Origin of the sequence: Agrobacterium radiobacter (assembly GCF_040801995.1) — a bacterium.
GTDB lineage: Bacteria > Pseudomonadota > Alphaproteobacteria > Rhizobiales > Rhizobiaceae > Agrobacterium > Agrobacterium radiobacter.
On record NZ_JBEGHX010000001.1, the window covers coordinates 2734938 to 2757457 of the forward strand.

A 22520-nucleotide genomic window follows, 5' to 3' on the forward strand; every position below is an offset into this window, starting at 1 on the left:
TCAGTTACCCGCCGGCTTGTTGTCCAGCGAAGCGTTGTAGTCGAGGATAGCCTTGCGCCTTTCCGGCGTTCCGGGATGGGTGGAGACAATGCTGGTGCCGCCCTTGTCGCCCAGTTTTTCTTCCAGCAGCGCGAAGAAGCGTTCGATGGCAGTGGGGTCAAGCCCGGCCTTGCGCATCAGTTCCACGGAGCGCTGATCCGCCTGCCGCTCGGCATCGCGCGAGTGCGATAGCGCCAGAAGTCCGCCGCCCTGGGTAAGAATGTCCTCCATGGCCGAACCGACATCGCCGGCAATCAGCATGACAAGACCGGCAACCCCGGCGGCGCGGTATAGCTGCCGCAGGCTGTGCTCATATTCGACATGGCCGATTTCATGGGCGAGAACCCCGGCGATCATCTGCCTGTCGTTGCCGGCCAGCTCCACCAGCTCGTCCGTCAATACCAGCGTGCCATCCGGCAGTGCAAAGGCATTGGGGCCGATGTAACCGCCCTTGCGGAAATTCAGCTTGTAGTCGTCAGGCGAACCTTCCGCATGGGCGGCGATCCGGGAAAATTCAGAGCGGATGGCGTCCTGCTCTTCCTGCGGAAGTTCGCTTGGAGAGAAGACTGCCTGGTCGAGGGCCTGCATGGTACTGGCCGACATGACCTGCGGAACGATCGGCGGGGTTACCGCGACCGCCAGTTCCACGAGCGCCGGAAGCGCCAGCTTGTAGGTGCCGTAAGCCAGAAGAACGGCTGCGGCGGTGATGCCGATCAGCCGCGGGCGAAACTGTTCCAGCCAGTGCACGAAACCGGATCGCTTGGCAATGTGCTGGCCAAGCAGCCGGTCCACGCCGTCATTGTCGCGGGTTTCGAACAGCGACCCGTCGGGAAAATGCAACTCCCGGGGGATGGTGCCGACCCGGTGGCTGATCTCGACCGTTTTTATCTCGGCCTGGGTTCTGACGTGGTTGTCCTTCGCATCGAGCACGAGAAGGACCGTGCCGCCAAGCTTCAGCCTGGCGGCACTGGAAAGGTTGGAGCGAGCGGTATGCCACTCGCCCGAAACGGTTTCTCCGGTGTCAGAAACCAAATTCGAAACCTTCCATATCCATATATTCGGCACTGACGGCGGCCCCCGTTGCTTCCATCGAGGAGAGGACCTCGCCCACATCGCCGTTGAAACGGATTGCCGTGCGCTCCACGGTATAACGCGCTTCGCGGACCGCCGCCCACGGCCGCATCAGACCAAGGGTGAAAACGGTGACGATCAGGTTGGAGATGACGATCCAGAGATAGCGGCCGCGATGCAGGTCGCTGTGCAGGTCATGCTTTCCATCCAGCAGCATGGAGGAAATGACGACATTGCGAACGCCGGTGCGATAAACGACGCCGGCAAGGCCATAGACCAGAAATGCGCCGAAAACGCCCACATAGAGCGATGCGAGCGCCGTGGCCATGGCGGTAGTCTCGTCCTCGAGCATCGCACTGTTTGCCGCAAAGGCTGCAAGGCCGAAGAAGCCGACCACGATGCCGCCGATCACCACCATGATCGCGGGAATGATCCAGGCGCGATAGAGCTTGCCAATCTTGGGGTCGGCGCTGAAGGGGCGGTCGCCATAACGCAGGTTGCCGAAAATATAGCGGTTTGCCCAGCGGCTGGACAGCGGCGCCAGAATGCCGAAGGAGAAGAACGCAACGAGGCTGCCAAGCAGGATGGAGACAAAAGCGCCCCACGCCGTGCCGACAAAATCAAAACGCACATTGCGATAGCTCGTCACCCGCGCATTGAAACGAATGCTGCGCGTGATCAGCCATGGAAAGAAGATCATCAGCAGGATTGCCGGCACGAAGACCAGAAACGGATGGATAAGACCGATGAGCTGCGAGATGACGATGAAGGCAAAGGCGATCAGGCGGCCCTTGAAGATTTGCCCGCCAGTGGCGTGGTAGCCGAAAGCGCGGCCGGCCAGCACGGTGTTGCCGTTGAAATAACGCTTGCGGCGCACCTTCGCCCAGGCGGAATAAATGCCGATGGTGATGATCGTCAGGAGAATATTGACGATCCAGATTCCAAAATATTCCTTGGCATTTCCGCTGAACGAGCCGCGTTCGATTGCGCGCTGATCCACGCTGACAGAGATGTCACTCATAATGGTCCCTCATGGCATGCCCCTCTCCGGGCAGATTGAGTTGCAGGCTTCCCCGCTATCGTCGGTTTGGCGGCGTCCCCACGCCGCAACGGCTGTCTTACGCCATAACATCTTTAAGTGGAAATATTTTGAAGGAAAAACTTGATGATTTTTGTTTTCTTTTAATCAAAAAAGCCCCGCTGCGCAAACAGCGGGGCTTTTTCTGATTGCCGGCTTTTCGGCTTATTTCATCGTCGGCATGACGAATTCGGCACCCGACTTGATGCCCGACGGCCAGCGTGAGGTGATCGTCTTGGTCTTCGTCCAGAACTTGATCGAATCCGTGCCGTGCTGGTTGAGATCGCCGAAGCTCGAAGCCTTCCAGCCACCGAAGGAGTGATAGGCGAGCGGAACCGGGATCGGAACGTTGATGCCGATCATGCCGATGTTGACGCGGCTTGCGAAGTCGCGGGCAGCGTCGCCGTCACGGGTGTAGATCGCAACGCCGTTGCCGTACTCATGCTTCATCGGCAGTTCGAGCGCGTCTTCGTAATTCTTGGCGCGAACGACGGACAGAACCGGTCCGAAGATTTCGGTCTTGTAGATGTCCATGTCAGGGGTGACGTGGTCAAACAGGCAACCGCCGACGAAATAACCGTCTTCATAACCCTGCAGCTTGAAGTCGCGGCCATCGACCAGCAGCTTCGCGCCCTGTTCAACGCCGCTGTCAATCAGGCCTCTGACGCGCGTCTGCGCTTCCTTGGTAACGAGCGGGCCCATATCGGCCTTGTCGTCGGTATAGGGGCCGATCCTCAGGCTTTCGATCTGCGGGATGAGCTTTTCAACGAGGCGGTTTGCCGTCTCCTCGCCAACCGGAACCGCAACGGAAACAGCCATGCAGCGCTCGCCGGCCGAACCGTAACCGGCGCCCATCAATGCGTTCACGGCCTGATCGAGATCGGCATCCGGCATGATGATCATGTGGTTCTTCGCGCCGCCGAAGCACTGCGCGCGCTTGCCGTTCATGGCGGCGGTGCCGTAGACGTAACGGGCGATCGGCGTCGAGCCAACGAAGGAGACCGCGCCGATGTCAGGATCGGTCAGGATGGCGTCGACGGCACCCTTGTCACCGTTGACGACGTTGAGGATACCGGCCGGAAGACCGGCTTCGATCATCAGTTCGGCAAGGCGGATCGGCAGCGACGGATCGCGTTCAGATGGCTTCAGGATGAAGGCGTTGCCGCAGGCAATCGCCGGGGCGAACATCCACATCGGGATCATGCCGGGGAAGTTGAAGGGCGTGATGCCCGCGCCGATGCCGACCGGCTGGCGGATCGAATACATGTCGATGGCCGGGCCTGCGCCCTCGGTGAACTCACCCTTCTGCAGATGCGGAATGCCGCAGACAAATTCGCAGACTTCGAGGCCGCGGACGATATCGCCCTTGGAATCCTCGACGGTCTTGCCGTGCTCACTGGAGAGGAGCACCGCCAGCTCGTTCATGTTGCGGTTCAGAAGTTCGACGAACTTGAAGAAAACGCGGGCGCGGCGCTGCGGGTTGGTGGCGGCCCACTTGGGTTGCGCAGCCTTGGCGCTTTCCACGGCGGCGCGCAGCTCGGCTTCGCTCGCAAGTGCGACAGTCGCCTGCACTTCCCCCGTGGCCGGGTTGTAGACATTGGATGTGCGGCCGCTGGTGCCGGGCACATGCTTGCCGTTAATGAAATGACCGATTTCCTTCATGGGTTTTCCTCCAGAATGTGATGGCGCAGCATTACCTTTCGATTTGCACAAATCAATCGCCTGAAATAAGCATCCATTGTGCAAAAATGCACATAAGGAGAGTGCCGTGAACTGGGATGATGTGCGTTTGTTTCTAAGCGTGGCGCGAAGCGGGCAGTTTCTTTCCGCCGCCAGAAAGCTCGGCGTCAACCACGCCACCCTCAGCCGGCGGATTTCAGCACTTGAAGCGGCGATCGGCACGCAACTCTTCCTGCGAAGCACCAATGGCTGCGAGCTGACGGAGGAAGGCCAGCGTCTGCTTGCCGGGGCGGAGCGCATGGAAACTGAAATGCTGAACGCCCAGGCCAATCTCGGCCGCGTTGACACGGCAGTGGCGGGAACGGTGCGCATCGGCGCGCCAGATGGCCTCGGTGTTTCCTTCCTCGCGCCGCGACTTGGCCGGCTGACGGCGCGTTATCCCGATCTGAAAATCCAGCTCGTTCCGGTGCCGCGCTCTTTCTCCCTGTCACAGCGTGAGGCCGATATCGCCATCACCATCGAAAGGCCGGAGCAGGGCAGGCTGATGTTTTCAAAGCTCACCGATTATTCGCTGGGTCTCTACGCCTCGGCGGATTATCTGGCTGAATATGGAACGCCGGCGGATATTGAAGCGCTGAAGCGCCACCGGCGGATCGGTTATGTGGAAGACCTGATCTTCTCGCCCTCGCTGAATTTTACCGGCGAGATCATGCGTGACTGGGATGCCGCCTTTGAAATCTCGAGCGCTACCGGTCAGACCGAGGCAGTACGTTCAGGTGCGGGTATCGGCATCCTGCATAATTACATTGCCGGGCAATATCCCGAGCTTCTGCGGATCATGCCCCATCTCACCATCAGCCGATCCTACTGGACGGCCTATCACGAATCCGCCCGTCAATTGGTCCGGGTCCGAACGGTGGTCGATTTTCTCCAGGAACTCGTGGCCGAAGAGCGGCGCATCTTCACCTGATATCTGCATGCCGATATATTAGTACTATTAATTGTACCGACCCGGCCGTTCGGGGCTTGACAAAGGACGGCTGGTTGGACGACCAATGCAACCATTGGGAGATCGGAACTGACATGTCGACTATGATACGAAAGCTTTCGCCGACGGGCCTCGGCGTGGCCGTCATGCTGCTTGGAATGCTGCTTTTCGCGTTGAACGACGCCATGGGAAAATGGCTCGTCTCTACCTATAGTCAGGGTCAGGTGATCCTCATCCGCAGCGCCGCAGCGCTTGTCATCCTTGTTCCGATCGTCTGGAGAGCCGGCCTTTCCGGCCTCGTGAAAATCGAGCGGCCCGGCCTTCAGGTGGCGCGTGTCTTCTTCTCCACCGCAGAGCTTTTCTGTTTCTATTTCGCGGTCGCGTCTCTTCCGCTGGCCGACGTCATGACCTATTGGCTCGCGGCTCCGATTTACGTGGCGGCGCTCTCGCCGTTTCTGCTCGGAGAAAAGGTCGGCTGGCGTCGCTGGACGGCCATCGCCATCGGTTTTGTCGGTGTTCTCATCGCGCTCAAACCCAGCTCGGCAAGCCTCACCTCCGCCGCGCTCTTTTCCATCTTCGGCAGCGCCGCCTTCGCCTTCATGATGTTGTCCGGCCGCCAGCTGCGCAATACGCCCGATACGGTGCTCGCCTTCTGGCAGATCATTGGTGCGGCACTTGCGGGCATTGTCGCGGTGTTCCTCACGCCTTCGGGCTGGCTGCCGGTTCAGTCCAGTTTCGATCTGGCCTTCCTCGGCCTGCTCGGTGTCGTCGCCATGGCGGCGCATGTGCTGGTCAACCGGGCGCTTAAACTCGCCGATGCCGCCACCGTCGCGCCGCTGCAATATACGCTGCTGCTCTGGGCGGTGATTTTCGGCTGGCTGTTCTTCGGTGATGTGCCGCAGACGAGTATCGTCGTCGGCGCGGGCCTGATTGTTCTTTCGGGTCTTTACATCTTCTTTCGCGAAAATACGCTCAAGCGTCGTCTTGAAACCGCCGAAAGACTGGCTGCGGAGCAGGTTTGATCTTTGGTCACAATCACGGGACTTGACGAGGGCGTGATCTTCAGGGAGTAAGAAGGGGCCCTGCGATGATTTGTCTCGCAAGGGCAGAGGAAACAAAGGTGCCGGGCCCCTCTGGCGAGAGTTTTACGGCGCTCTCGCGATGTCGGTACCGCCTGCAAAAATTGGCCGGCGGATTAAAAACTATGAAAAACCTGAATGTGCTTCGCGCGCGTGCTTTCTGCGTGCGGCCTGACGCCCCGCGTCGGTCCGCAAACGCCCTCGTTTTGGGAGGCGACCGGACATGAGCGCCACCCAGAAAAAAACGCTTTCCTACTTCAAATGGGCTTTTATCGTCACCGTGGTCGGTCTGATCCTCGGCGGTTATCTCGGTTGGGAAATGACCGGAACGGTAGGCGGCACGGCGACGATCTTCTTCATCTGCGTCGTTCTGGCGGTGCTGGAAATTTCGCTCTCCTTCGACAACGCCATCGTCAACGCCAACAAGCTCAAGGATATGACGCCGGTCTGGCAGCACCGCTTCCTGACCTGGGGTATCCTGATTGCCGTTTTCGGCATGCGTATCGTCTTCCCGCTGCTCATCGTCGTCGTTGCCGCGAATGTCGGCCCGTGGACGGCAATCGTGATGGCGGCCACGCAGCCGGAACGTTACGCGGAAATCATGCAGGACGCCCATTTGCCGATTGCGGCATTCGGCGGCACCTTCCTGATGATGGTCGGCCTCAACTTCTTCTTCGACCATGAAAAGGACGTGCACTGGGTGCGCTGGATCGAAGAAAAGGCGGCGATCTATTCCTCTGTCAAGGGCATCGAGATCGCCTTCGTGCTTGTCGTCATGCTGGTCTTTTCCCGCATCATCGGCGCAAGCGATGATCCGGCGCTTGGTCCGGTCGCGGCCAACACCTTCTTCCATTCGGCGATCTGGGGTCTTTTGACCTTCCTGCTGGTGGAAGTCGTTGGCGGCATTCTCGACCGCAGCCAGGAAATGCTGGAAGGTGCAGCAAAGGGCGGCTTCGGCGCGTTTCTTTATCTCGAAGTGCTGGATGCCAGCTTCTCCTTCGATGGCGTGATCGGCGCTTTCGCGCTGACGCAAAACCTCTTCATCATCGCCATCGGTCTCGGCATCGGCGCCATGTACGTCCGTTCGATGACCATCATGCTGGTCGAGAAGGGAACACTGGCCGAATATCGCTACCTGGAACACGGCGCTTTCTACGCGATCCTTATCCTGTCCGTCATCATGTACGTGCAGACCATGGTGCATATACCCGAGGTCATCACGGGCCTTGGCGGTGCGGGCCTGATCGGTATCTCGCTCTGGTCGTCGATCCGCTATAACCGGCAGCAGAATGCCGATGCGGTCGATGCCGCACGCGGCGCGGAAATCTGATCCGCGATTGTCCTTGCCTTCCGCCGTCGTGGCGGAAGGCAGTTTTTAAGCATTAAATTCTTTTTTGCCTGTTTTTCTTGCGATTCATTCTTTGCGGAAAATTTCGCCATAAGCAGAATATACTCCTTAAGTCTCTGTTTTTGCGAATACTTGTGCGCCGCAGCAAAACTGGCACGCTTCCTGCATCTCATTCTGCAAGTCCAGAGGGGACATTATGGCTCGAAAACGGGTCAACAAACGCCGCCGCGCCGCGCGATCTTTAGGATCTGCGCCGTGCGGCGGTTTTGTTTGTGCGGGATGGTTCTTGAGTTTTTCGCTCTGTTGAATGAAAACGGTAGGACAACGACTGGAAGGGTCACGGCTTGCCTGCACAATTGTCGCCCACGGAGGCCTTGGGGCTCTGGCATCGTGTATCCACGGCGCAGGTCGTTGACGATCAGCCGGATTTGACCTTGCGTCAAACCGCCATCCTGCTGCAGATTTATCTCGTGCCGCCGCCGCACACTGTCCGGGGTCTTGCCGCCATGCTGGGGGTCACCAAGCCGGTCATTACCCGCGCGCTCGACAGTCTCGGCGCGCTCGGGCTGGTCGATCGGGTTCGGGATGAGCGGGACAGGCGCAATGTTGTGATAAAACGCACGGTGGCCGGTGCGCTTTATCTGGAAAAAATCGGCGATCTGATTATTGATCAGGCGCGCAAGATCTAACCTCTGGATGTGAAACCCATGATGCTCGACCGCCGCCTGAATGTCTTCCGCTCCGACCTCGCCGATGAAAAACTGCAGGGCGTGGTGCAGGCCGAACGTTTTGTCAACGGCACGGCCGCCCAGATCGTGTTGCCGGTTACTGGCCTGCGGCCGACGCCCGATCTTGCCGCCGGCATCGATACCGAGTTGCTGTTTGGCGAAACTATCCGTGTTTTCGACAGGGCCAACGGCTGGGCATGGGTGCAGGCGGATGCGGACGGGTATGCCGGTTACGTGCCGGAAACGGCGATCGGCGATGTCGTTGTCGCCACCCATAGGGTGATTGCACCGCGCACTTTTCTCTACCCAGCCGCTGAATTGCGCAAACCGCCGGTCGCAGCGCTGTCCATGGGTAGCCTGATCCGCATCGTCGGCGAAGCGGAGACGCGCGGCACCCGTTACCTGCTGACCGAAAAAGGCGAAGGCATCATCGCTGCCCATTGCCAGGCCGTCGACGCGGCGCTTGAGGAAGATTATGTGGCGGTGGCGCTGCGCTTTATCGAAACGCCCTATCTCTGGGGCGGCCGCTCCGGTTTTGGTATCGATTGTTCCGGCCTCGTGCAGCTTTCCATGGCCATGACGGGCCGGCGGGTCCTTCGCGATACCGACATGCAGGTGAAGTCGCTCGGCGTGGAAATAGAGCGGGATGAATTGCGGCGCGGCGATCTCGTCTTCTGGAAGGGTCATGTCGGCCTTATGGAAAACGAGGAAACGCTGCTCCATGCCAATGGCCATACGATGAATGTCGCACGCGAGAATCTCGATGCGGCCATCGAGCGCATTGGCTGGCTTTATGAAAAGCCAACTGCTTACCGCCGGCTCGAGGCCTGAGAAGGGCTTTCACGAAATTGTGCCTGCCACGCCCTTTGTGTGGAGGTCGCCGACAGCCTACATCGGTTGAATGATGGTACGGGACCGGCATCGATGAAGACAAGAACGGCGACACGATTGGCAGCGATCCTCACGGCGGCTTTGCTAAGCGCGTCGGCGCAGGCACAGACTGTTTTCCAGAACGGTTTTGCCCCCGCTCCGGATGCCTATGCAAACCTGCCCGGCGTCAAGGATCCGCGCACGCTGCAGCCAAAGGTCCGCTACAACTGCCATAGCGCACTCGGCGTGACCGGATATTCCCGAGGTCCCTACAGGGATGTTTTCGGCAGCCGTGGGCTTCCTGTTCAGGGGTATCGCTGCACCGACGAAAACGGCATTTCCAGTTTCGGCGGCAGAAATCCCGTCTCCAAGGACTGGTATCCCGGCATAAACCCCGTAGACCCGACCTTTTGAAGCAGCATGTTTGAACACCGGACCGAAAACCCCATTGTGGTCTTCGGAAAATCGATGCGCGGGCGGTCGCGGCGGGCATTTGCCGGGCCAGTGCTCTGGACTTGTTGTCGCTTTTTCAGATAAATCTTTCCGCATGACAGGTTGATACCTGCCGGGGTGCGGAGTGACATCGGCTGTTCTGACCTTTGGCCGATATTGGGGAATGCGAGTATGACGAAGACCGATATAGCCACCCGTGTCCATAATCATACCTGGAAACTCGACCCGATCGTCCGCAGCCTGATTGATACGGATTTCTACAAGCTCTTGATGTTGCAGATGATCTGGAAGCTCTATCCGGAAGTCGACGCGACGTTTTCGCTGATCAACCGCACGAAGACAGTGCGGCTGGCGGAAGAGATCGACGAGATGGAGTTGCGCGAACAGCTGGATCATGCGCGCACCCTGCGTCTTTCCAAGAAAGAAAATATCTGGCTTGCGGGTAACACGTTTTACGGCCGCTCGCAGATTTTCGAGCCGGAATTCCTCTCCTGGCTTTCGAGCTATCAATTGCCGGAATACGAACTTTTCAAGCGCGACGGGCAATATGAGCTGAATTTTCATGGCCGCTGGATGGATACGACGCTCTGGGAAATCCCGGCGCTCGCGATCATCAACGAACTGCGCTCGCGCAGCGCCATGCGCTCGCTCGGTTATTTCACGCTTGATGTGCTTTATGCCCGCGCAAAGGCCAAGATGTGGGAGAAGGTCGAGCGGCTGCGGGAGCTGCCTGGCTTGCGCATTTCCGATTTCGGCACCCGCCGCCGCCACAGCTTCCTTTGGCAGCGCTGGTGCGTCGAGGCGCTGAAGGAAGGCATCGGGCCTGCTTTTACCGGTACGAGCAATGTTCTGCTCGCCATGGATTCCGATCTCGAAGCCGTGGGCACGAACGCGCATGAACTGCCGATGGTGGTCGCGGCGCTGGCGCAAACGAATGAGGAGCTGGCCGCAGCACCCTATCAGGTCCTGAAGGACTGGAACCGGCTGTACGGCGGCAACCTGCTGATCGTGCTGCCGGACGCCTTCGGAACCGCCGCATTCTTGCGCAATGCGCCGGAATGGGTGGCAGACTGGACGGGTTTCCGCCCCGACAGCGCGCCGCCGATCGAAGGCGGGGAAAAGATTATCGAGTGGTGGCAGAAGATGGGCCGCGACCCGCGCAAGAAGATGCTGATCTTCTCCGACGGTCTCGATGTCGACGCCATTATCGACACCTACAGGCACTTCGAAGGCCGCGTGCGCATGAGCTTCGGCTGGGGCACCAATCTGACGAATGATTTTGCCGGCTGCGCGCCGAAGACCATCGCCAGCCTCAAGCCGATCTCCATCGTCTGCAAGGTCAGCGACGCCAATGGCCGTCCGGCCGTGAAGCTCTCGGACAATCCGCAAAAGGCAACCGGCGACCCGGCCGAAGTGGAGCGTTACCTGAAGTTCTTTGGTGAAGAGGACCACAAGGAACAGAAGGTTCTGGTTTAAAGCTTTTCCAGGAAAAGTGGAGCCCGGTTTTCCGTCCGGAAAAGCTCTGAATTGAGAACGGGCGCTTCTGTTGAGGAAGCGCCCGTGGAAGCCTGACCTATCAGCAGATTACTTCGCGAACTGGTGTGCGATGTAATGGAATAGTGCGCGGATACCCTGCGCCTCCCCGCCGATCGATGAATGATGCCTCTCGCTCAGAGACCAGCCGTAAATATCGAAATGCGCCCAGCGTCTGGTATTGGTGACAAAACGCTTCAGGAACAGGGCGGCGGTGATTGATCCGCCCATGCCGCCCGAAGGCGCGTTGGTGATATCGGCCGCGCGTGAGCGGATATCCTTGTCGTAGCCCATATAAAGCGGCATGCGCCACAGCGGATCGTCCGTATCGATGCTGGCTTCGGCGATGTCATGCGCCAGATCCTCGTCATCGGTGTAGAAGGGCGGCAGATCCGGGCCGAGCGCGACGCGGGCAGCACCGGTCAGCGTCGCCATATCGATCATCAGGTCCGGCGCATCTTCGTCCGCATAGGCTAGTGTATCCGCCAGAACAAGACGGCCTTCGGCGTCGGTATTGTCGATCTGCACGGTGAGCCCTTTACGGCTGCGGTAGATGTCGCCGGGACGGAAGGCATTGGCGGAGATGGAGTTTTCGACAGCGGGCACGAGAACGCGAAGATCGACCGGCAGCTTCGCATCCATTATCATCAGCGCAAGACCGAGGACATTGGCCGCACCTCCCATATCCTTCTTCATCAGCGCCATGGAAGCGGCGGGTTTGATATCGAGGCCGCCTGTATCGAAGCAGACGCCCTTGCCGACGAGGGTGAGGCGAGGATTGCCCTTCTTGCCCCAGTTCATCTCCAGAAGCCGCGGCGCGCTTTCGCTGGCCCGGCCGACGGCATGGATCAGTGGGAAGTTTTCCTTGAGCAGATCGTCGCCGGTGGTGACCTTCACCTTCGCCTTGTAATGAGCGGCAAGTGCACGGAAGGCGATCTCAAGCTCGTCCGGCCCCATGTCGTTTGCCGGGACATTGATGAGGTCACGCGCGAGGAAAACGCCGGCCAGAACGCGTTTTATCTCGCCGTCTTCCGCATCCTGCGGAATGAGAAGCTTTGCCCCGCTGGTCTTCGTGGTCTTGTATTTGTCGAAGCGATAGCTGCCGAGACCGAAGCCGAGAGCGAGGCGATTTGCCGTCAGCGGTGCGGTCTCGATGTGCCACTCGCCTTCCGGCAGCTCACGGGCGAGTTTCCCGGTGATGAAGGGAATTTCGGACGGATTGCTGCCGAGACCGAGAAGCACGCCGCCCAGCGAACCATCGGCGGAAGGAACGAGCAGGATGGCGCCTGCCTCTGCCTTGAAACCCGCCTTCTTTGCCCAGTCCAGCGCGACTGGGTCGATAGCGCCCTGTTCGATATGGGCCGGCGTGACGGCGAAAACCGGCAATGTGCTGCCTGCCTTGGAGCTGAAAGGGGTCGGGCGTTCGATGAACTGATAGGGCGCCATTGTATGCTTCCGTAAATGTCGAGAATCGGTGCGATTAACGCTCTGTTAGGGTTAACAGATTATTGCTTAAGCGAAAGTTGCGTCGTGTGAGTCTGTCGTATGTCGGGCGCAAGATTGATCATTCTTGGGCGGGGGCGCTGCCATGACTGCATTTTCTTTGGGCGAGACAGGCCGGACAGGGTTGCTGCGGGGAGCATGTCTTGCCGCATTGGTTCTTGCGGTTTCAGGGTGCGCGAGCACCAACAAGCCGGATCGTATGTCCACCGGCTCCATTTCCGCCGCCACCCGCTCCTATGACAACATGAACATGGAGCAGCTTCGCCAGGCGGAAGAGAGCGCCGGCAAAGCCTATGAACGCAGCCCCAAGGATAAATCGGTCGGCATGAATTATGCCAGCGTGCTGATGATGACCGGCAAGAACACACAAGCTCTCGCCGTCATGCAGCAGATCGCCATTGCCAATCCGGCGGACCGTGATGTCCTTGCCGCCTATGGCAAGTCACAGGCCGCCGCTGGCCAGCTGGAGCAGGCGCTTTCGACCATTCAGCGGGCACAGACGCCGGACCGGCCGGATTGGCGGCTATATTCCGCCGAGGGTGCCGTGCTCGATCAGCTTGGACGCTCGAACGAGGCACGTTCCCGATACAGGCAGGCGCTTGACCTGAAGCCGAACGATCCGAGCGTATTGTCCAACCTCGGCATGTCCTATGTCCTGTCGAGCGATCCGCGCACTGCCGAAACATATCTGCAATCGGCCATCGCCCAGCCGGGCGCCGATAGCCGCGTCCGCCAGAACCTCGCGCTCGTGGTCGGTCTTCAGGGCCGCTTTGCCGAGGCCGAACGCATCGCGGTTCAGGAACTCTCTGCGCAGCAGGCACAGGCGAACCTCACCTATCTGCGTGCGATGCTTTCGCAGCAGAACTCCTGGCAGCAGCTGGCGAAAAAAGACGGCAAACCGGCTGGTTGATGCGTTCGAGCATCCGCGTGCAGCGGCTGGCTGACAAGCAGTCGCCTCCGGGGCGCAAATATCGCCCCAAATCGCCTTGCGGTATTTTTCTATCAGAATGTGTCCAGAACGCGGATAATAGCCGGTCCAAGAATGACTGCGATCAGTACCGGCAGAAAAAAGACGATCATCGGCACAGTCAGTTTCGGTGGTAGCGCGGCAGCTTTTTTTTCGGCTTCATTCATGCGCTCATCGCGGCCTTCCTGTGCGAGAACGCGGAGCGCCTGGGCGAGCGGCGTGCCGTATCGCTCCGCCTGAATAAGCGCCTGTACCACGCTTTTGACGGTTTCGAGTTGGGTACGCGTGCCGAAATTCTCAAGAGCGACACGTCTGTCCTGAAGGAAAGATAATTCCGCCGTCGTCAACATCATTTCTTCCGCCAATTCGGGTGACTGCTCGCCCATCTCTTCCGCCACGCGGCGCATGGCAGCTTCCATGGATACCCCGGATTCGATGCAGATCAGCATGAGGTCGAGCGCGTCCGGCCAGGCCCGCTTGATTGATGCCTGACGCTTGGTCATGCGATTTGATACGTAAATATTGGGAGCGTAAAAACCGATATAACCGAAAAGAAGCCCAGCCATTAGCCGGATGATAAACGGTTTGTCGGCGAGGTTTCCGAGAATGAAGATCCAAGTGAAGGCGATGGCCAGAAAAATAAACGGCAAGACAAACCGTGCGGCAAGGAACGTGTTGAACGCGTTTTGTGAACGAAGTCCGGCTGCCCGGAGCCTGTTCATTGTGTTCTTATCGGCCAGCGCTTCTTGCAGGTTGAATTTCTCGACGATGCGGCGGGCGGATTTGTTATTGTTGCCTCGCAGGGAGGTTTTGCCGTCTCTGGTGACGGTCGCCATGCGGTCGCGCTCGCGGCTACGGATGAGGTCGCGTTCCGATGATACCGCTTTCATGCGCTTGGCGAAATCTTTCCGCTCAAAAACCGGCATGATGAGGGTATAGAAGGTCGCAAAAACAGCGAGCGTCACAAGAATGGCGATGATCGTTTGTGGGTCAGTCAGGCGAGAAAGAAGATTTCCTGTCATACCACGCCCCTAGATATCGAAATTGATCATTTGGCGCATGATGAATATTCCGATCAGCATCCAGATCGCGGATGCTCCGAGAATAATGTGGCCGCGCAAGTCGGTGAAAAGTACCGACAGATAGTCGGGCGATGTAAAATGCACCAGCAGCATGACGACGAAGGGCAGCGAGCCGATGATAACTGCGGAAGCCTTTGCCTCCATCGAAAGGGCATTTACCTTCGCGCGCATCTTCTTGCGGTCACGCAAGACCTTTGAGAGATTGGACAGCGCTTCCGAGAGGTTGCCGCCGGCTTGTGCTTGAATATTGATGACTGTGCCGAAAAAGCTTACCTCAAAAAGCGGCATGGTCTGCATCATACGCTCGATCCCCTGGGGGATCCCGATGCCGACCTGTTGCGCATCGACGACGCGCTGAAACTCCGTTTTCACCGGTTCCTGGCCGTCCGATGCGATCAGTCGTACCGCGTCGTTCAGCGGTAAGCCGGATTTGATCGACCTGCACATGACATCAAGCGCATTTGGAAACTCTTCAAGAAATTTTTTCTGCCTGCGCTTGAGAATAAACGCCAACGCCCACCGTGGTACCCCCAGCGCCACGACAATTCCTATGAGCAGAGCGAGAAGCAACGACAGGCCGTAAAGAAGGGCCATGAGAGCGAAGAAAACAGCCGCGCCGGCGCTCAACAGATGGAATTGCCGAGCGGAAAGCACCAGCCCCGCCTGAACTAGTTTGTCGCGCAGGCCGATATTCTTCGCTTTTTTCGCCTTTTCATTCTGTTTCTTTTCCATTTCCCGCAGGTTGTCCTGCATGGATTTGCGGCGTTTGCTAAGTTCCTGGACCCGGTCTCGTGCAGCTTTGATGTTTGTATGATCCGTCTCGGCGGCCTGCACTCGCTTGAAGCGGTTGTTGGTCTTTTTTTCGACCTCTATCTGCTGGAAAAGAAAGGCATAGGCGAGCGCTCCTGCCGAGATGGCGACGAGTACGGCCAGTAATATTATTGTCGGGTCCATGGCAGTCACTTTCCCTTAGGATGTCTTTTCCATCTCATCGAGCGCGGTCGCCAGGCGTTTCTCTTCGCCGTAATAGCGTGCACGATCCCAGAAATGCGGCTTGCTGATACCGGTTGATACGTGTCTGCCGATCAGCTTACCCTGGGCATCCTCGCCTTCGATCTCGTACCGCATCAGATCCTGGGTAACGATGACGTCGCCTTCCATGCCGATCACTTCCGTGATCTGCGTTATCCGGCGCGAGCCGTCGCGAAGACGCGCGGCCTGAATGACGACATCGATTGAGCCTGAGATGATTTCGCGCACGGTCTTGGCCGGCAGGGTGAAGCCGCCCATGGCGATCATCGATTCGATACGGCTGAGGCATTCGCGCGGCGTATTGGCATGCAGCGTTCCCATCGAACCGTCATGGCCGGTGTTCATGGCCTGGAGCAGGTCAAAAACTTCCGGCCCGCGCACTTCACCGACGATGATGCGCTCAGGTCGCATGCGAAGGCAGTTCTTGACGAGATCGCGCATGGTGATCTCACCTTCCCCTTCGATATTCGGCGGACGCGTTTCGAGCCTCACCACATGCGGTTGCTGCAGCTGCAGTTCAGCGGTGTCTTCGCAGGTGATGACACGTTCATCCTTGTCGATGAAGCTCGTCAGGCAGTTAAGAAGTGTTGTCTTGCCTGAGCCGGTGCCGCCCGAGATGACGACGTTGCAGCGGACGCGACCGATGATCTTGAGCAATGTCGCGCCTTCGGGCGTGATCGCTCCGAAGCGCACGAGCTGGTCGAGCGTCAGCTTGTCCCTCTTGAATTTTCGGATCGTCAGCGCCGGGCCATCGATGGCAAGCGGTGGTGCGATGACGTTGACGCGCGATCCGTCCGGCAGGCGCGCGTCGCATATCGGGCTCGACTCATCCACGCGGCGGCCGACCTGGCTGACGATGCGCTGGCAGATGGAGAGCAACTGTGCATTGTCCCGAAAGCGGATATCGGACTCGATCGTCTTGCCGCCGACTTCAATGAAGGTCTGGCCAGAGCCGTTGACCATGATATCGGCGATGTCGTCGCGTGCGAGAAGCGGCTCCAGCGGCCCGTAGCCCAGAACGTCATTGCAGATGTCTTCGAGCAATTCTTCCTGCTCGGCAATCGACATGGCGAAGTTCTTGATCGTGATGATATCGTTGACGATATCACGAATTTCCTCGCGCGCGCTTTCCGCGTCGAGCTTGGCGAGCTGCGAGAGATCGATCGTATCGATAAGGGCGGAAAATACCTGGCTCTTGGTATTATAGTAGTCTTCCGTGCGGGTGCGTTTTCTCTGCGCTGGCGGTGGGCTCGCCGCAGCCTGACGAGTGATGGGTGATTGGCCGGGCTCAAGAGTGTCAATTGCAAGAGAGCGAGGCTCAGACACCGTCGCCACCTGCATGGGCACAGGTGCAACAGGTTCCGGCTTCGTGCTTCTGGCTGGGCCTTCAGGCCCGCGTTTTCCGAACATCGGCGTTTCCGTCTAAGGGCGCAGGCGGAAGACCTACTTGCGCTTGAGAATATTCTTCAGTTTTTCCAGGCCGCCGCGTCTGCTTTTGCGCAGCACGGAGCGGCCTGTGATGGTGTGGGCGATCTGCGAGAAGGTTTCCGCCGTCTGGGATTTTTCATCCATCTCGCTGATCATGCGTCCGCTATTGGCGGCATTTCCGAACAATTGCGCGTCGAATGGAATGATCGCGATCGGCTCGATTTCCAGCGGCTCGAGGAAGTCCGCCGGCGCGATTTCCGGACGTTTGGGCATGCCGACCTGATTGAGAACGAGATGCGGCAATTTGTCGTTGGGTCTCAGTTTGATCAGCGCGTCGAAGAGATTCTTCGTATTGCGCAGATTTGCGAGATCGGGAACCGCCGTAATGATCACCTCGTCGGCTTCCGCAAGGACTGCCCGGGTCCAGTCGCACCATTGGTGTGGAAGATCGAGAACCGCAACGGGCGCACTGCGCTGCAAAACCTCGAGGATCGGCAGAAATGCCTGACGATCGAGATCATAGGTCCTGTCGAGAAGCGACGGTGCCGCGAGCAGCGACAGATGATCGGAACATTTGGTTAGCAGGCGGTCGAGAAACACCTCGTCCAGCCGCTCCGGCGAGAAGACCGCTTCAGCCATGCCCTGGGCCGGATCCTGATCGAAATCGATATTGGCAGTGCCATAGGCAAGATCCATATCCGCCAGAATGGTTTCGGTGGAGAAGAGGCTCGAAATACCGAAAGCGCAATTATGCGCAATGGTCGACGAACCCACGCCGCCCTTGGCGCCAATGAAAGCGATGTTGCGGCCCAGCGGCTCCGCTTCGGGATCGACGAAGATCGCGGCGATCGAAGCCAGGAGATCGGCCATATTGATCGGCGCGACGAGATATTCGGAAATGCCGTTGCGGATGAGATCGCGATAAAGTGTTATGTCGTTGTGTCGGCCGACGATGATGACACGCGTGGAGGGATCGCAAACCTCCGCCAGGGGCGCGAGATCGTTCAGCAACGAGGCGGTTGAGCTTGCCGTTTCAAGAATGATGAGATTGGGCGTGGGCGACGCGGAAAACATCGTGGCGGCCGCATTGATATCGCCCTTCGTCACCCGCAGGGTAACCTTGCTCATGCGCCGGTCGCTGGACAGTGCATCCATGACGGCCTGCATATTGTCGCTGACGCAGAAAGCGTGAACGGAAATGCGGGGCAGGGGCCGGAGGTGGTCCATATCGGCAGCGCGCAATGGCGGCTCGGCTTCGCCGCCGCCACTTGGCTTGATATCGTATTCTACAGCGCTCATGGTCTTTCCTGCCGTAACAATTGTTGGAGCCGCATCAATTCGGCGTCGCCGTTGTCTTGCCTTGTCGATAGTTGTCGATGACTACCGCGCGACGTTCCGCATCGATTGCGCTCATACCGCGCGGACCGACCAGATCCATTGGATTGGCGATCTGCGCCGCGAGATTACTTTGGGAAGCGCACCCGAAATTGTACCAGTTCTTGTTTGCGAAGGTATTGTCTGACAGGTCCTCTGGCCATTGACCGCACTGGCCGGTCATGGCCGTAACGGCGACATAGCTCAGGCGGATAGGGGCGGCGTCGCCATTCGGGGAAGCGGCATAGCGCGTTTCCATGATCTTGCCCGGTGCCACACCCGCACCGGAAAGCGTCGAGCGAATCTGTTTCGCCATACGTGATGCGGCCGCTGAATTGGCCGATCCCGACGGGGTCTGAATATTAACGATACCAGTCGACATCGACGCATAATTCTGAGCAAAGCCGCGGACGTTATCCGTCATCGCCGTGGTCAGCCGGCTGTCGCTGGCCGAGACCGGAATGTCCAGCGAATGCTCCGCCTCCGATAGGGTGATCGGGTGGCGTGTGCGATAATCGTCGGGAATGGCGTTGGTGGTCATCGGATCGCGTGCGCAACCCTGTAACAGGCCGGCGGCAAGCGCGGCAATGACGACGAGGCCGGTCCTTCTTCCGGACTGGCAGGGGAAAAAGGAGGAATAGGTTTCCTTCATGACGTTTCCTGCCCTGACCGGGCTTACTGTGAAGAGGGGATTTTGTGTGCGTGTCGTCATTTGTAGATGAACCCCACTGACCCCTGATAGGGCGCCGCCTGAACCTGGTCCTTGCGGCCATAGACCTTGTTGACGCGGTTCATGAAATACATGGCGGCATCGTTTTCCGGGTTGAAGTTGTCATCCGGCCGGGCGATCTGGTTGCGGGCCACGGGCCGAACCAGATAAGGCGTTGCGATGATGACCAGCTCCGTTTCGTTGCGCAGGAAGTCCTTACTGCGGAAAAGCGTGCCGAAAATCGGGATTTTTGACATACCCGGAAGCCCGGACATGGCCTGACGGATATTGTCCTGAACGAGCCCTGCGATCACGATCGAGCCACCAGAAGGAAGCTCGACCGTTGTGGATGTTTCCCGCTTGCGGACAGACATGTAGGTTGAGCCCGAAATGCCCCGACCGTAATTTCCGGTTACGACATTGCCTTCATAGGTCGGCTCGGACACATTCGTCTCGATCTTGAGACTTATCCTGCCGGGTGAAAGCACCACTGGCCTGAAGTTCAACGTGATACCGTAGTCGACTGTTTCCGTTTCGCGTTTGACGGTCGCGACGCCTGTTTCCTTGTCGAGCGAAACATCCTGTTCGGCAGCAATTCGAAAATCTCCGCCGACATAAAATTTAGCCTGCTCGCCGGAGATCGCCGTCAGGCTCGGTTCCGCCAATGTCCGCATCACCCCTGCCTGTTCCATGGCGTTGAGGTAAGAGGCAAATCTCAGTGAGCCGGAGCCTATAGCTCCGCTGGCTATGCGCGTCGCGCCGTCGATTGCGTTTCCGAGATTGGAAGGATTTGAGAACTCGAAACCGTTGTTGCTTGTCGAACTGCTGATGGAACCGTTGAAGCCCAGCTGCTTCAGCACCTGCCTGCTGACTTCGGCGACGGTCACCTTCAGTGTCACCTGATCCTCGCCCTCGATCGTCAGCATGTTGACGATCTGCGATACTTGGCGGTTTTCGGCAAAAATCGCGGCGTCACCCCCGTTGTCGCCGCCCGTCAGCGAGATATTGCGGGTGGTGGCTTCACCACCTTTCAAAAAGGCTTCGGCAAGCTGCACTGCGCGCGCGGAATCCTGCGGCGTGCGCACAGATCCGGTGAGAACGATGTTGTCGGAGACGATCTCGACTTTGATGTCGGATTCAGGAATGAAGCGACGAATATTGGCTTCAAGACCAACGATATCCCGCTCTACTTCCAGATCGAGGCTGACGATTTCACGCCCACCATCGCCGAAAATAAAGATATTTGTCTGTCCTACCGTTTTTCCGAAGAGATAGATCCGTCTGGACGTGCGCGTTACCGCATCGGCAAGGCTGGGATCGGCGACAAGAATGTCGTGCGCGTCCTCGGGCAGGTCGATGACCAGCGCCTTGTTGAGACCAAGCTTCAGGCGCTTGCGAATGCCTGATCCGCTCTCAGTAATGCGCACAATGCTCGCGCTTTGCGCCTCGGCTTCGCCGATACCCAAAAATTCGGATGAACGCTGGCCGGGAATGCCGGAAAAAGCCACGCAGAACGCAAGCCCGCCGAGCATCGACGAACGCAGGTGTTGTTTGAAACGCCTTGCCATGAACCCCTTGATCATTGTGATGCTCCTTGACCGCCCTTGACGATCGAGCCGGATTTGATCACCTGAATTTCGGGCTGCCCGGCGCCGCCATTGAGAAGATAATCAGCCGAAAGCGTGTCGTTTTCCTGCGCGTCGGCAACCGAGCGCAGAGCCAGCGTGAGACGATCCGCCATCTGTTGCGCCACGGTCATAATCTTGGCTTGGTCCGGCGTCAGTTCCAGTGTCGCGGTTGCGCCAACCACTGCCGACGTACCGTCTTCGCCTTCCTTGATCTGCTGGTCGATGGCCAGAACACGAACGTTATTCAAAACATTCTCGGTCAAAAAGTTACCGTTGTCGCCTTTGCGGACCATGATCACGTCAACACGGTCATTCGGCAGCACGAAACCGCCTGCCCCGGTTGAAACCGAAATCTCTGTCGAAACAGCGCGTTTGCCGGCGGGTAAAAGCGAGGACATGATGCGAGCGCTGGAATCGACGACTTTTTCCGGTCGGATCGGCTCGCCCTCGAATAACGGGAGCCGTACGACGGCACCGGAAAGTTCGATGATTGCGTTCGGGCTTTTCGTTTCCGTTATGAAACTATCGACGACGTTGCCCTGTGGCCAGGGAGTCCAGCGCACTGAACTATCATTCAGGCGACTGCCGACCGGCAGGTTGACCGAGGAAACGAGAACGTTGACCGTCGGTTCTTTCTGGATGATCGTTTCTGCTTTTTCGATAACCTGCTTTGTGCCGGAAATTTTCATGGCGACAAGACCGGCAAGACCGGCGGCTACCAAAGCAACGGATAGAATGACGATACGCGACGGTTTCATGCTCGATCCTTGAAGGAATCAGATTCTTCTCCCCTCAGGATGACGCGCTATTGGTATAATTATGGTTAATATTATGCGTGGATTTGTGGTTAACAGGCCTTTAATTTCGGCAATTACAGTATTCGCTCAGGAAAGACTGGCGATGGCAGCTTCTACGATCGGTGCGTTGCCATAGGTCAAAAAACCGGCGATGGCGATGCCGATCCCGTAGGGAATTTTTTTTGCTGCGAGCAAGGAATCGGGGAGGGGAATGCCGCTGGCCATGATTTCCTGCGAGCGCGACCGCAAGAGCAGAATGCCGAGAGTCAACAGGCCGCCAACGAAGGTCACCGAAAGTAAAAATTCTATGAGGGACAGGTTGAAGCCATACCATACTGCTGCGGCAGTCAATAGCTTGGCATCTCCTCCACCCATAACATTGGCTGCAAAGAGTGCGAAGCAGGCAAAAAACACGGCGGCGGCAGCTGCAAGGCTCATTGCAAAAGTCTGCCAGTCCATACCGGAAAAAGGCGCGATCAAAATGAATGACAGCAGCAAAATGAGCGATATCCGGTTGGGTATCGTCATGCTCAAGAGGTCTGTGAATGCCGCGAAGGCAAGGCAGAGCGGAAGCGTCAGAAAAATGGCGGCTATAACCACGAGGGAGACTCCCTTTTTACTCGGCCAATTCCAGGCGGATTGAAGACGAATCCGGGTATTCAGTATAATACGAAAATGCCGCTCACGGTTGAGCGGCATTCCCAATTCAGCGGTCGAAAACTATTAGAACGTCGTGTTTCGGGCCGTCTGCATCGTCGTACCGATGCCGTCAAAGAGTGCGTCGAGCTGCGTACCGACCATGCTTGCACCGCCTACGATTGCCACTGAAAGCAGAGCAGCGATCAGGCCGTATTCGATTGCAGTAGCACCGGATTCATCCTTGAGGAAACGAGCGAAAATCTTGGTCATAGGGTCTCTCCTAACTTGTGTTGGTTCAGCACGCCGACAACTGTTCTCCGTTGTTCGGTTGCGTTCAAACTACAGCCGAGCGATTTCCAAGCGCTTAAAAAAAACGATTAACTCAAAGTAAACGGCAGGATGAGTTTCTTTTGGTAAATAAAACAAAAAAGTATTGACTGCATTTTTACATTTGCCGATAAACAAATATATTCAACTGCTGGCAGTTTGTCTTT

Annotated in this window: 21 protein-coding genes; 8 read left to right on the forward strand and 13 right to left on the reverse strand. The window is 57.9% G+C overall.

Features of this window, described 5'->3' with window-relative positions:
• The 3 genes from MRBLRC7O_RS13395 to MRBLRC7O_RS13405 form a co-directional block, all read right to left on the reverse strand.
• Entirely contained in the window at positions 1-1071 is a 1071-nt protein-coding gene (locus MRBLRC7O_RS13395) for a M48 family metallopeptidase (protein ID WP_003507371.1), read from the reverse strand.
• On the reverse strand, positions 1061-2131 hold the full coding sequence (locus MRBLRC7O_RS13400) for a YjgN family protein (RefSeq protein WP_003507373.1): 1071 nt from the start codon (positions 2129-2131) through the stop codon (positions 1061-1063). The genes MRBLRC7O_RS13395 and MRBLRC7O_RS13400 overlap by 11 nt, the downstream gene beginning before the upstream one ends.
• Positions 2132-2353: 222 nt before the next feature.
• Positions 2354-3850 (reverse strand): CoA-acylating methylmalonate-semialdehyde dehydrogenase, encoded by a 1497-nt coding sequence (locus MRBLRC7O_RS13405; RefSeq protein WP_003507376.1) that lies wholly within the window; start codon positions 3848-3850, stop codon positions 2354-2356.
• A 106-nt stretch (positions 3851-3956) separates the two neighbouring features.
• On the opposite strand from MRBLRC7O_RS13405, the gene MRBLRC7O_RS13410 reads away from it, so the two are divergent.
• From MRBLRC7O_RS13410 to pncB, 7 genes are all read left to right on the forward strand, one after another.
• Complete coding sequence (locus MRBLRC7O_RS13410) at positions 3957-4838, forward strand: LysR family transcriptional regulator (RefSeq protein ID WP_026363820.1); 882 nt, start codon at positions 3957-3959, stop codon at positions 4836-4838.
• 113 nt (positions 4839-4951) lie between these two features.
• On the forward strand, positions 4952-5878 hold the full coding sequence (locus MRBLRC7O_RS13415; protein ID WP_170318989.1) for a DMT family transporter: 927 nt from the start codon (positions 4952-4954) through the stop codon (positions 5876-5878).
• Positions 5879-6158: 280 nt separating this feature from the next.
• Positions 6159-7265 carry a DUF475 domain-containing protein gene (locus tag MRBLRC7O_RS13420; RefSeq protein WP_003507382.1) on the forward strand — a complete coding sequence of 369 codons (1107 nt, stop codon included), beginning with the start codon at positions 6159-6161 and terminating at the stop codon, positions 7263-7265.
• A gap of 362 nt (positions 7266-7627) precedes the next feature.
• The gene (locus tag MRBLRC7O_RS13425; protein ID WP_003507384.1) at positions 7628-7972 is read left to right on the forward strand and encodes a MarR family transcriptional regulator; all 345 of its coding nucleotides are present in this window, start codon (positions 7628-7630) and stop codon (positions 7970-7972) included.
• An 18-nt stretch (positions 7973-7990) separates the two neighbouring features.
• Positions 7991-8842 carry a C40 family peptidase gene (locus tag MRBLRC7O_RS13430; RefSeq protein ID WP_080865728.1) on the forward strand — a complete coding sequence of 284 codons (852 nt, stop codon included), beginning with the start codon at positions 7991-7993 and terminating at the stop codon, positions 8840-8842.
• Between the two features lie 93 nt (positions 8843-8935).
• A complete protein-coding gene (locus MRBLRC7O_RS13435) occupies positions 8936-9295 on the forward strand; it encodes a hypothetical protein (protein ID WP_031233701.1) in 360 nt (119 codons plus the stop codon).
• A 210-nt stretch (positions 9296-9505) separates the two neighbouring features.
• Positions 9506-10810, forward strand: a complete 1305-nt coding sequence (pncB, locus tag MRBLRC7O_RS13440; RefSeq protein ID WP_003507389.1) for a nicotinate phosphoribosyltransferase — start codon at positions 9506-9508, stop codon at positions 10808-10810.
• Between the two features lie 108 nt (positions 10811-10918).
• Here pncB and MRBLRC7O_RS13445 read toward each other — a convergent pair whose 3' ends face one another.
• Positions 10919-12313, reverse strand: a complete 1395-nt coding sequence (locus tag MRBLRC7O_RS13445) for a leucyl aminopeptidase (RefSeq protein WP_003507391.1) — start codon at positions 12311-12313, stop codon at positions 10919-10921.
• A 256-nt stretch (positions 12314-12569) separates the two neighbouring features.
• On the opposite strand from MRBLRC7O_RS13445, the gene MRBLRC7O_RS13450 reads away from it, so the two are divergent.
• Complete coding sequence (locus tag MRBLRC7O_RS13450) at positions 12570-13280, forward strand: tetratricopeptide repeat protein (protein WP_161974158.1); 711 nt, start codon at positions 12570-12572, stop codon at positions 13278-13280.
• Between the two features lie 92 nt (positions 13281-13372).
• Here MRBLRC7O_RS13450 and MRBLRC7O_RS13455 read toward each other — a convergent pair whose 3' ends face one another.
• The 9 genes from MRBLRC7O_RS13455 to MRBLRC7O_RS13495 all read right to left on the reverse strand — a co-directional run bounded on the left by MRBLRC7O_RS13455 (position 13373) and on the right by MRBLRC7O_RS13495 (position 22296).
• Positions 13373-14359 (reverse strand): type II secretion system F family protein, encoded by a 987-nt coding sequence (locus tag MRBLRC7O_RS13455; RefSeq protein ID WP_080865730.1) that lies wholly within the window; start codon positions 14357-14359, stop codon positions 13373-13375.
• Positions 14360-14368: 9 nt separating this feature from the next.
• Positions 14369-15373 (reverse strand): type II secretion system F family protein, encoded by a 1005-nt coding sequence (locus MRBLRC7O_RS13460; RefSeq protein WP_080865732.1) that lies wholly within the window; start codon positions 15371-15373, stop codon positions 14369-14371.
• A gap of 15 nt (positions 15374-15388) precedes the next feature.
• Positions 15389-16861 (reverse strand): TadA family conjugal transfer-associated ATPase, encoded by a 1473-nt coding sequence (locus tag MRBLRC7O_RS13465; protein WP_003507399.1) that lies wholly within the window; start codon positions 16859-16861, stop codon positions 15389-15391.
• A 33-nt stretch (positions 16862-16894) separates the two neighbouring features.
• Positions 16895-18178 (reverse strand): CpaE/TadZ family protein, encoded by a 1284-nt coding sequence (locus tag MRBLRC7O_RS13470; protein WP_003507401.1) that lies wholly within the window; start codon positions 18176-18178, stop codon positions 16895-16897.
• 34 nt (positions 18179-18212) lie between these two features.
• A complete protein-coding gene (locus tag MRBLRC7O_RS13475) occupies positions 18213-18905 on the reverse strand; it encodes a CpaD family pilus assembly protein (protein ID WP_031234351.1) in 693 nt (230 codons plus the stop codon).
• Between the two features lie 56 nt (positions 18906-18961).
• Positions 18962-20545 carry a type II and III secretion system protein family protein gene (locus MRBLRC7O_RS13480; protein ID WP_112540223.1) on the reverse strand — a complete coding sequence of 528 codons (1584 nt, stop codon included), beginning with the start codon at positions 20543-20545 and terminating at the stop codon, positions 18962-18964.
• Complete coding sequence (gene cpaB / locus MRBLRC7O_RS13485; protein ID WP_003507404.1) at positions 20542-21348, reverse strand: Flp pilus assembly protein CpaB; 807 nt, start codon at positions 21346-21348, stop codon at positions 20542-20544. The genes MRBLRC7O_RS13480 and cpaB overlap by 4 nt, the downstream gene beginning before the upstream one ends.
• Positions 21349-21474: 126 nt before the next feature.
• Complete coding sequence (locus tag MRBLRC7O_RS13490) at positions 21475-21987, reverse strand: A24 family peptidase (RefSeq protein WP_003507405.1); 513 nt, start codon at positions 21985-21987, stop codon at positions 21475-21477.
• Positions 21988-22110: 123 nt separating this feature from the next.
• Entirely contained in the window at positions 22111-22296 is a 186-nt protein-coding gene (locus MRBLRC7O_RS13495; RefSeq protein WP_003507406.1) for a Flp family type IVb pilin, read from the reverse strand.
• Positions 22297-22520: the final 224 nt, after the last annotated feature.

Coding starts and splice junctions, on each gene's coding strand:
- MRBLRC7O_RS13400 (WP_003507373.1), bottom strand. CDS start 2,131: ATGAGTGACATCTCTGTCAGCGTGGATCAGCGCGCAATCGAACGCGGC.
- MRBLRC7O_RS13405 (WP_003507376.1), bottom strand. CDS start 3,850: ATGAAGGAAATCGGTCATTTCATTAACGGCAAGCATGTGCCCGGCACC.
- MRBLRC7O_RS13415 (WP_170318989.1), top strand. CDS start 4,952: ATGTCGACTATGATACGAAAGCTTTCGCCGACGGGCCTCGGCGTGGCC.
- MRBLRC7O_RS13420 (WP_003507382.1), top strand. CDS start 6,159: ATGAGCGCCACCCAGAAAAAAACGCTTTCCTACTTCAAATGGGCTTTT.
- MRBLRC7O_RS13430 (WP_080865728.1), top strand. CDS start 7,991: ATGATGCTCGACCGCCGCCTGAATGTCTTCCGCTCCGACCTCGCCGAT.
- MRBLRC7O_RS13435 (WP_031233701.1), top strand. CDS start 8,936: ATGAAGACAAGAACGGCGACACGATTGGCAGCGATCCTCACGGCGGCT.
- pncB (WP_003507389.1), top strand. CDS start 9,506: ATGACGAAGACCGATATAGCCACCCGTGTCCATAATCATACCTGGAAA.
- MRBLRC7O_RS13445 (WP_003507391.1), bottom strand. CDS start 12,313: ATGGCGCCCTATCAGTTCATCGAACGCCCGACCCCTTTCAGCTCCAAG.
- MRBLRC7O_RS13450 (WP_161974158.1), top strand. CDS start 12,570: ATGTCCACCGGCTCCATTTCCGCCGCCACCCGCTCCTATGACAACATG.
- MRBLRC7O_RS13455 (WP_080865730.1), bottom strand. CDS start 14,359: ATGACAGGAAATCTTCTTTCTCGCCTGACTGACCCACAAACGATCATC.
- MRBLRC7O_RS13460 (WP_080865732.1), bottom strand. CDS start 15,373: ATGGACCCGACAATAATATTACTGGCCGTACTCGTCGCCATCTCGGCA.
- MRBLRC7O_RS13465 (WP_003507399.1), bottom strand. CDS start 16,861: ATGTTCGGAAAACGCGGGCCTGAAGGCCCAGCCAGAAGCACGAAGCCG.
- MRBLRC7O_RS13470 (WP_003507401.1), bottom strand. CDS start 18,178: ATGAGCGCTGTAGAATACGATATCAAGCCAAGTGGCGGCGGCGAAGCC.
- MRBLRC7O_RS13475 (WP_031234351.1), bottom strand. CDS start 18,905: ATGAAGGAAACCTATTCCTCCTTTTTCCCCTGCCAGTCCGGAAGAAGG.
- MRBLRC7O_RS13480 (WP_112540223.1), bottom strand. CDS start 20,545: ATGATCAAGGGGTTCATGGCAAGGCGTTTCAAACAACACCTGCGTTCG.
- cpaB (WP_003507404.1), bottom strand. CDS start 21,348: ATGAAACCGTCGCGTATCGTCATTCTATCCGTTGCTTTGGTAGCCGCC.
- MRBLRC7O_RS13495 (WP_003507406.1), bottom strand. CDS start 22,296: ATGACCAAGATTTTCGCTCGTTTCCTCAAGGATGAATCCGGTGCTACT.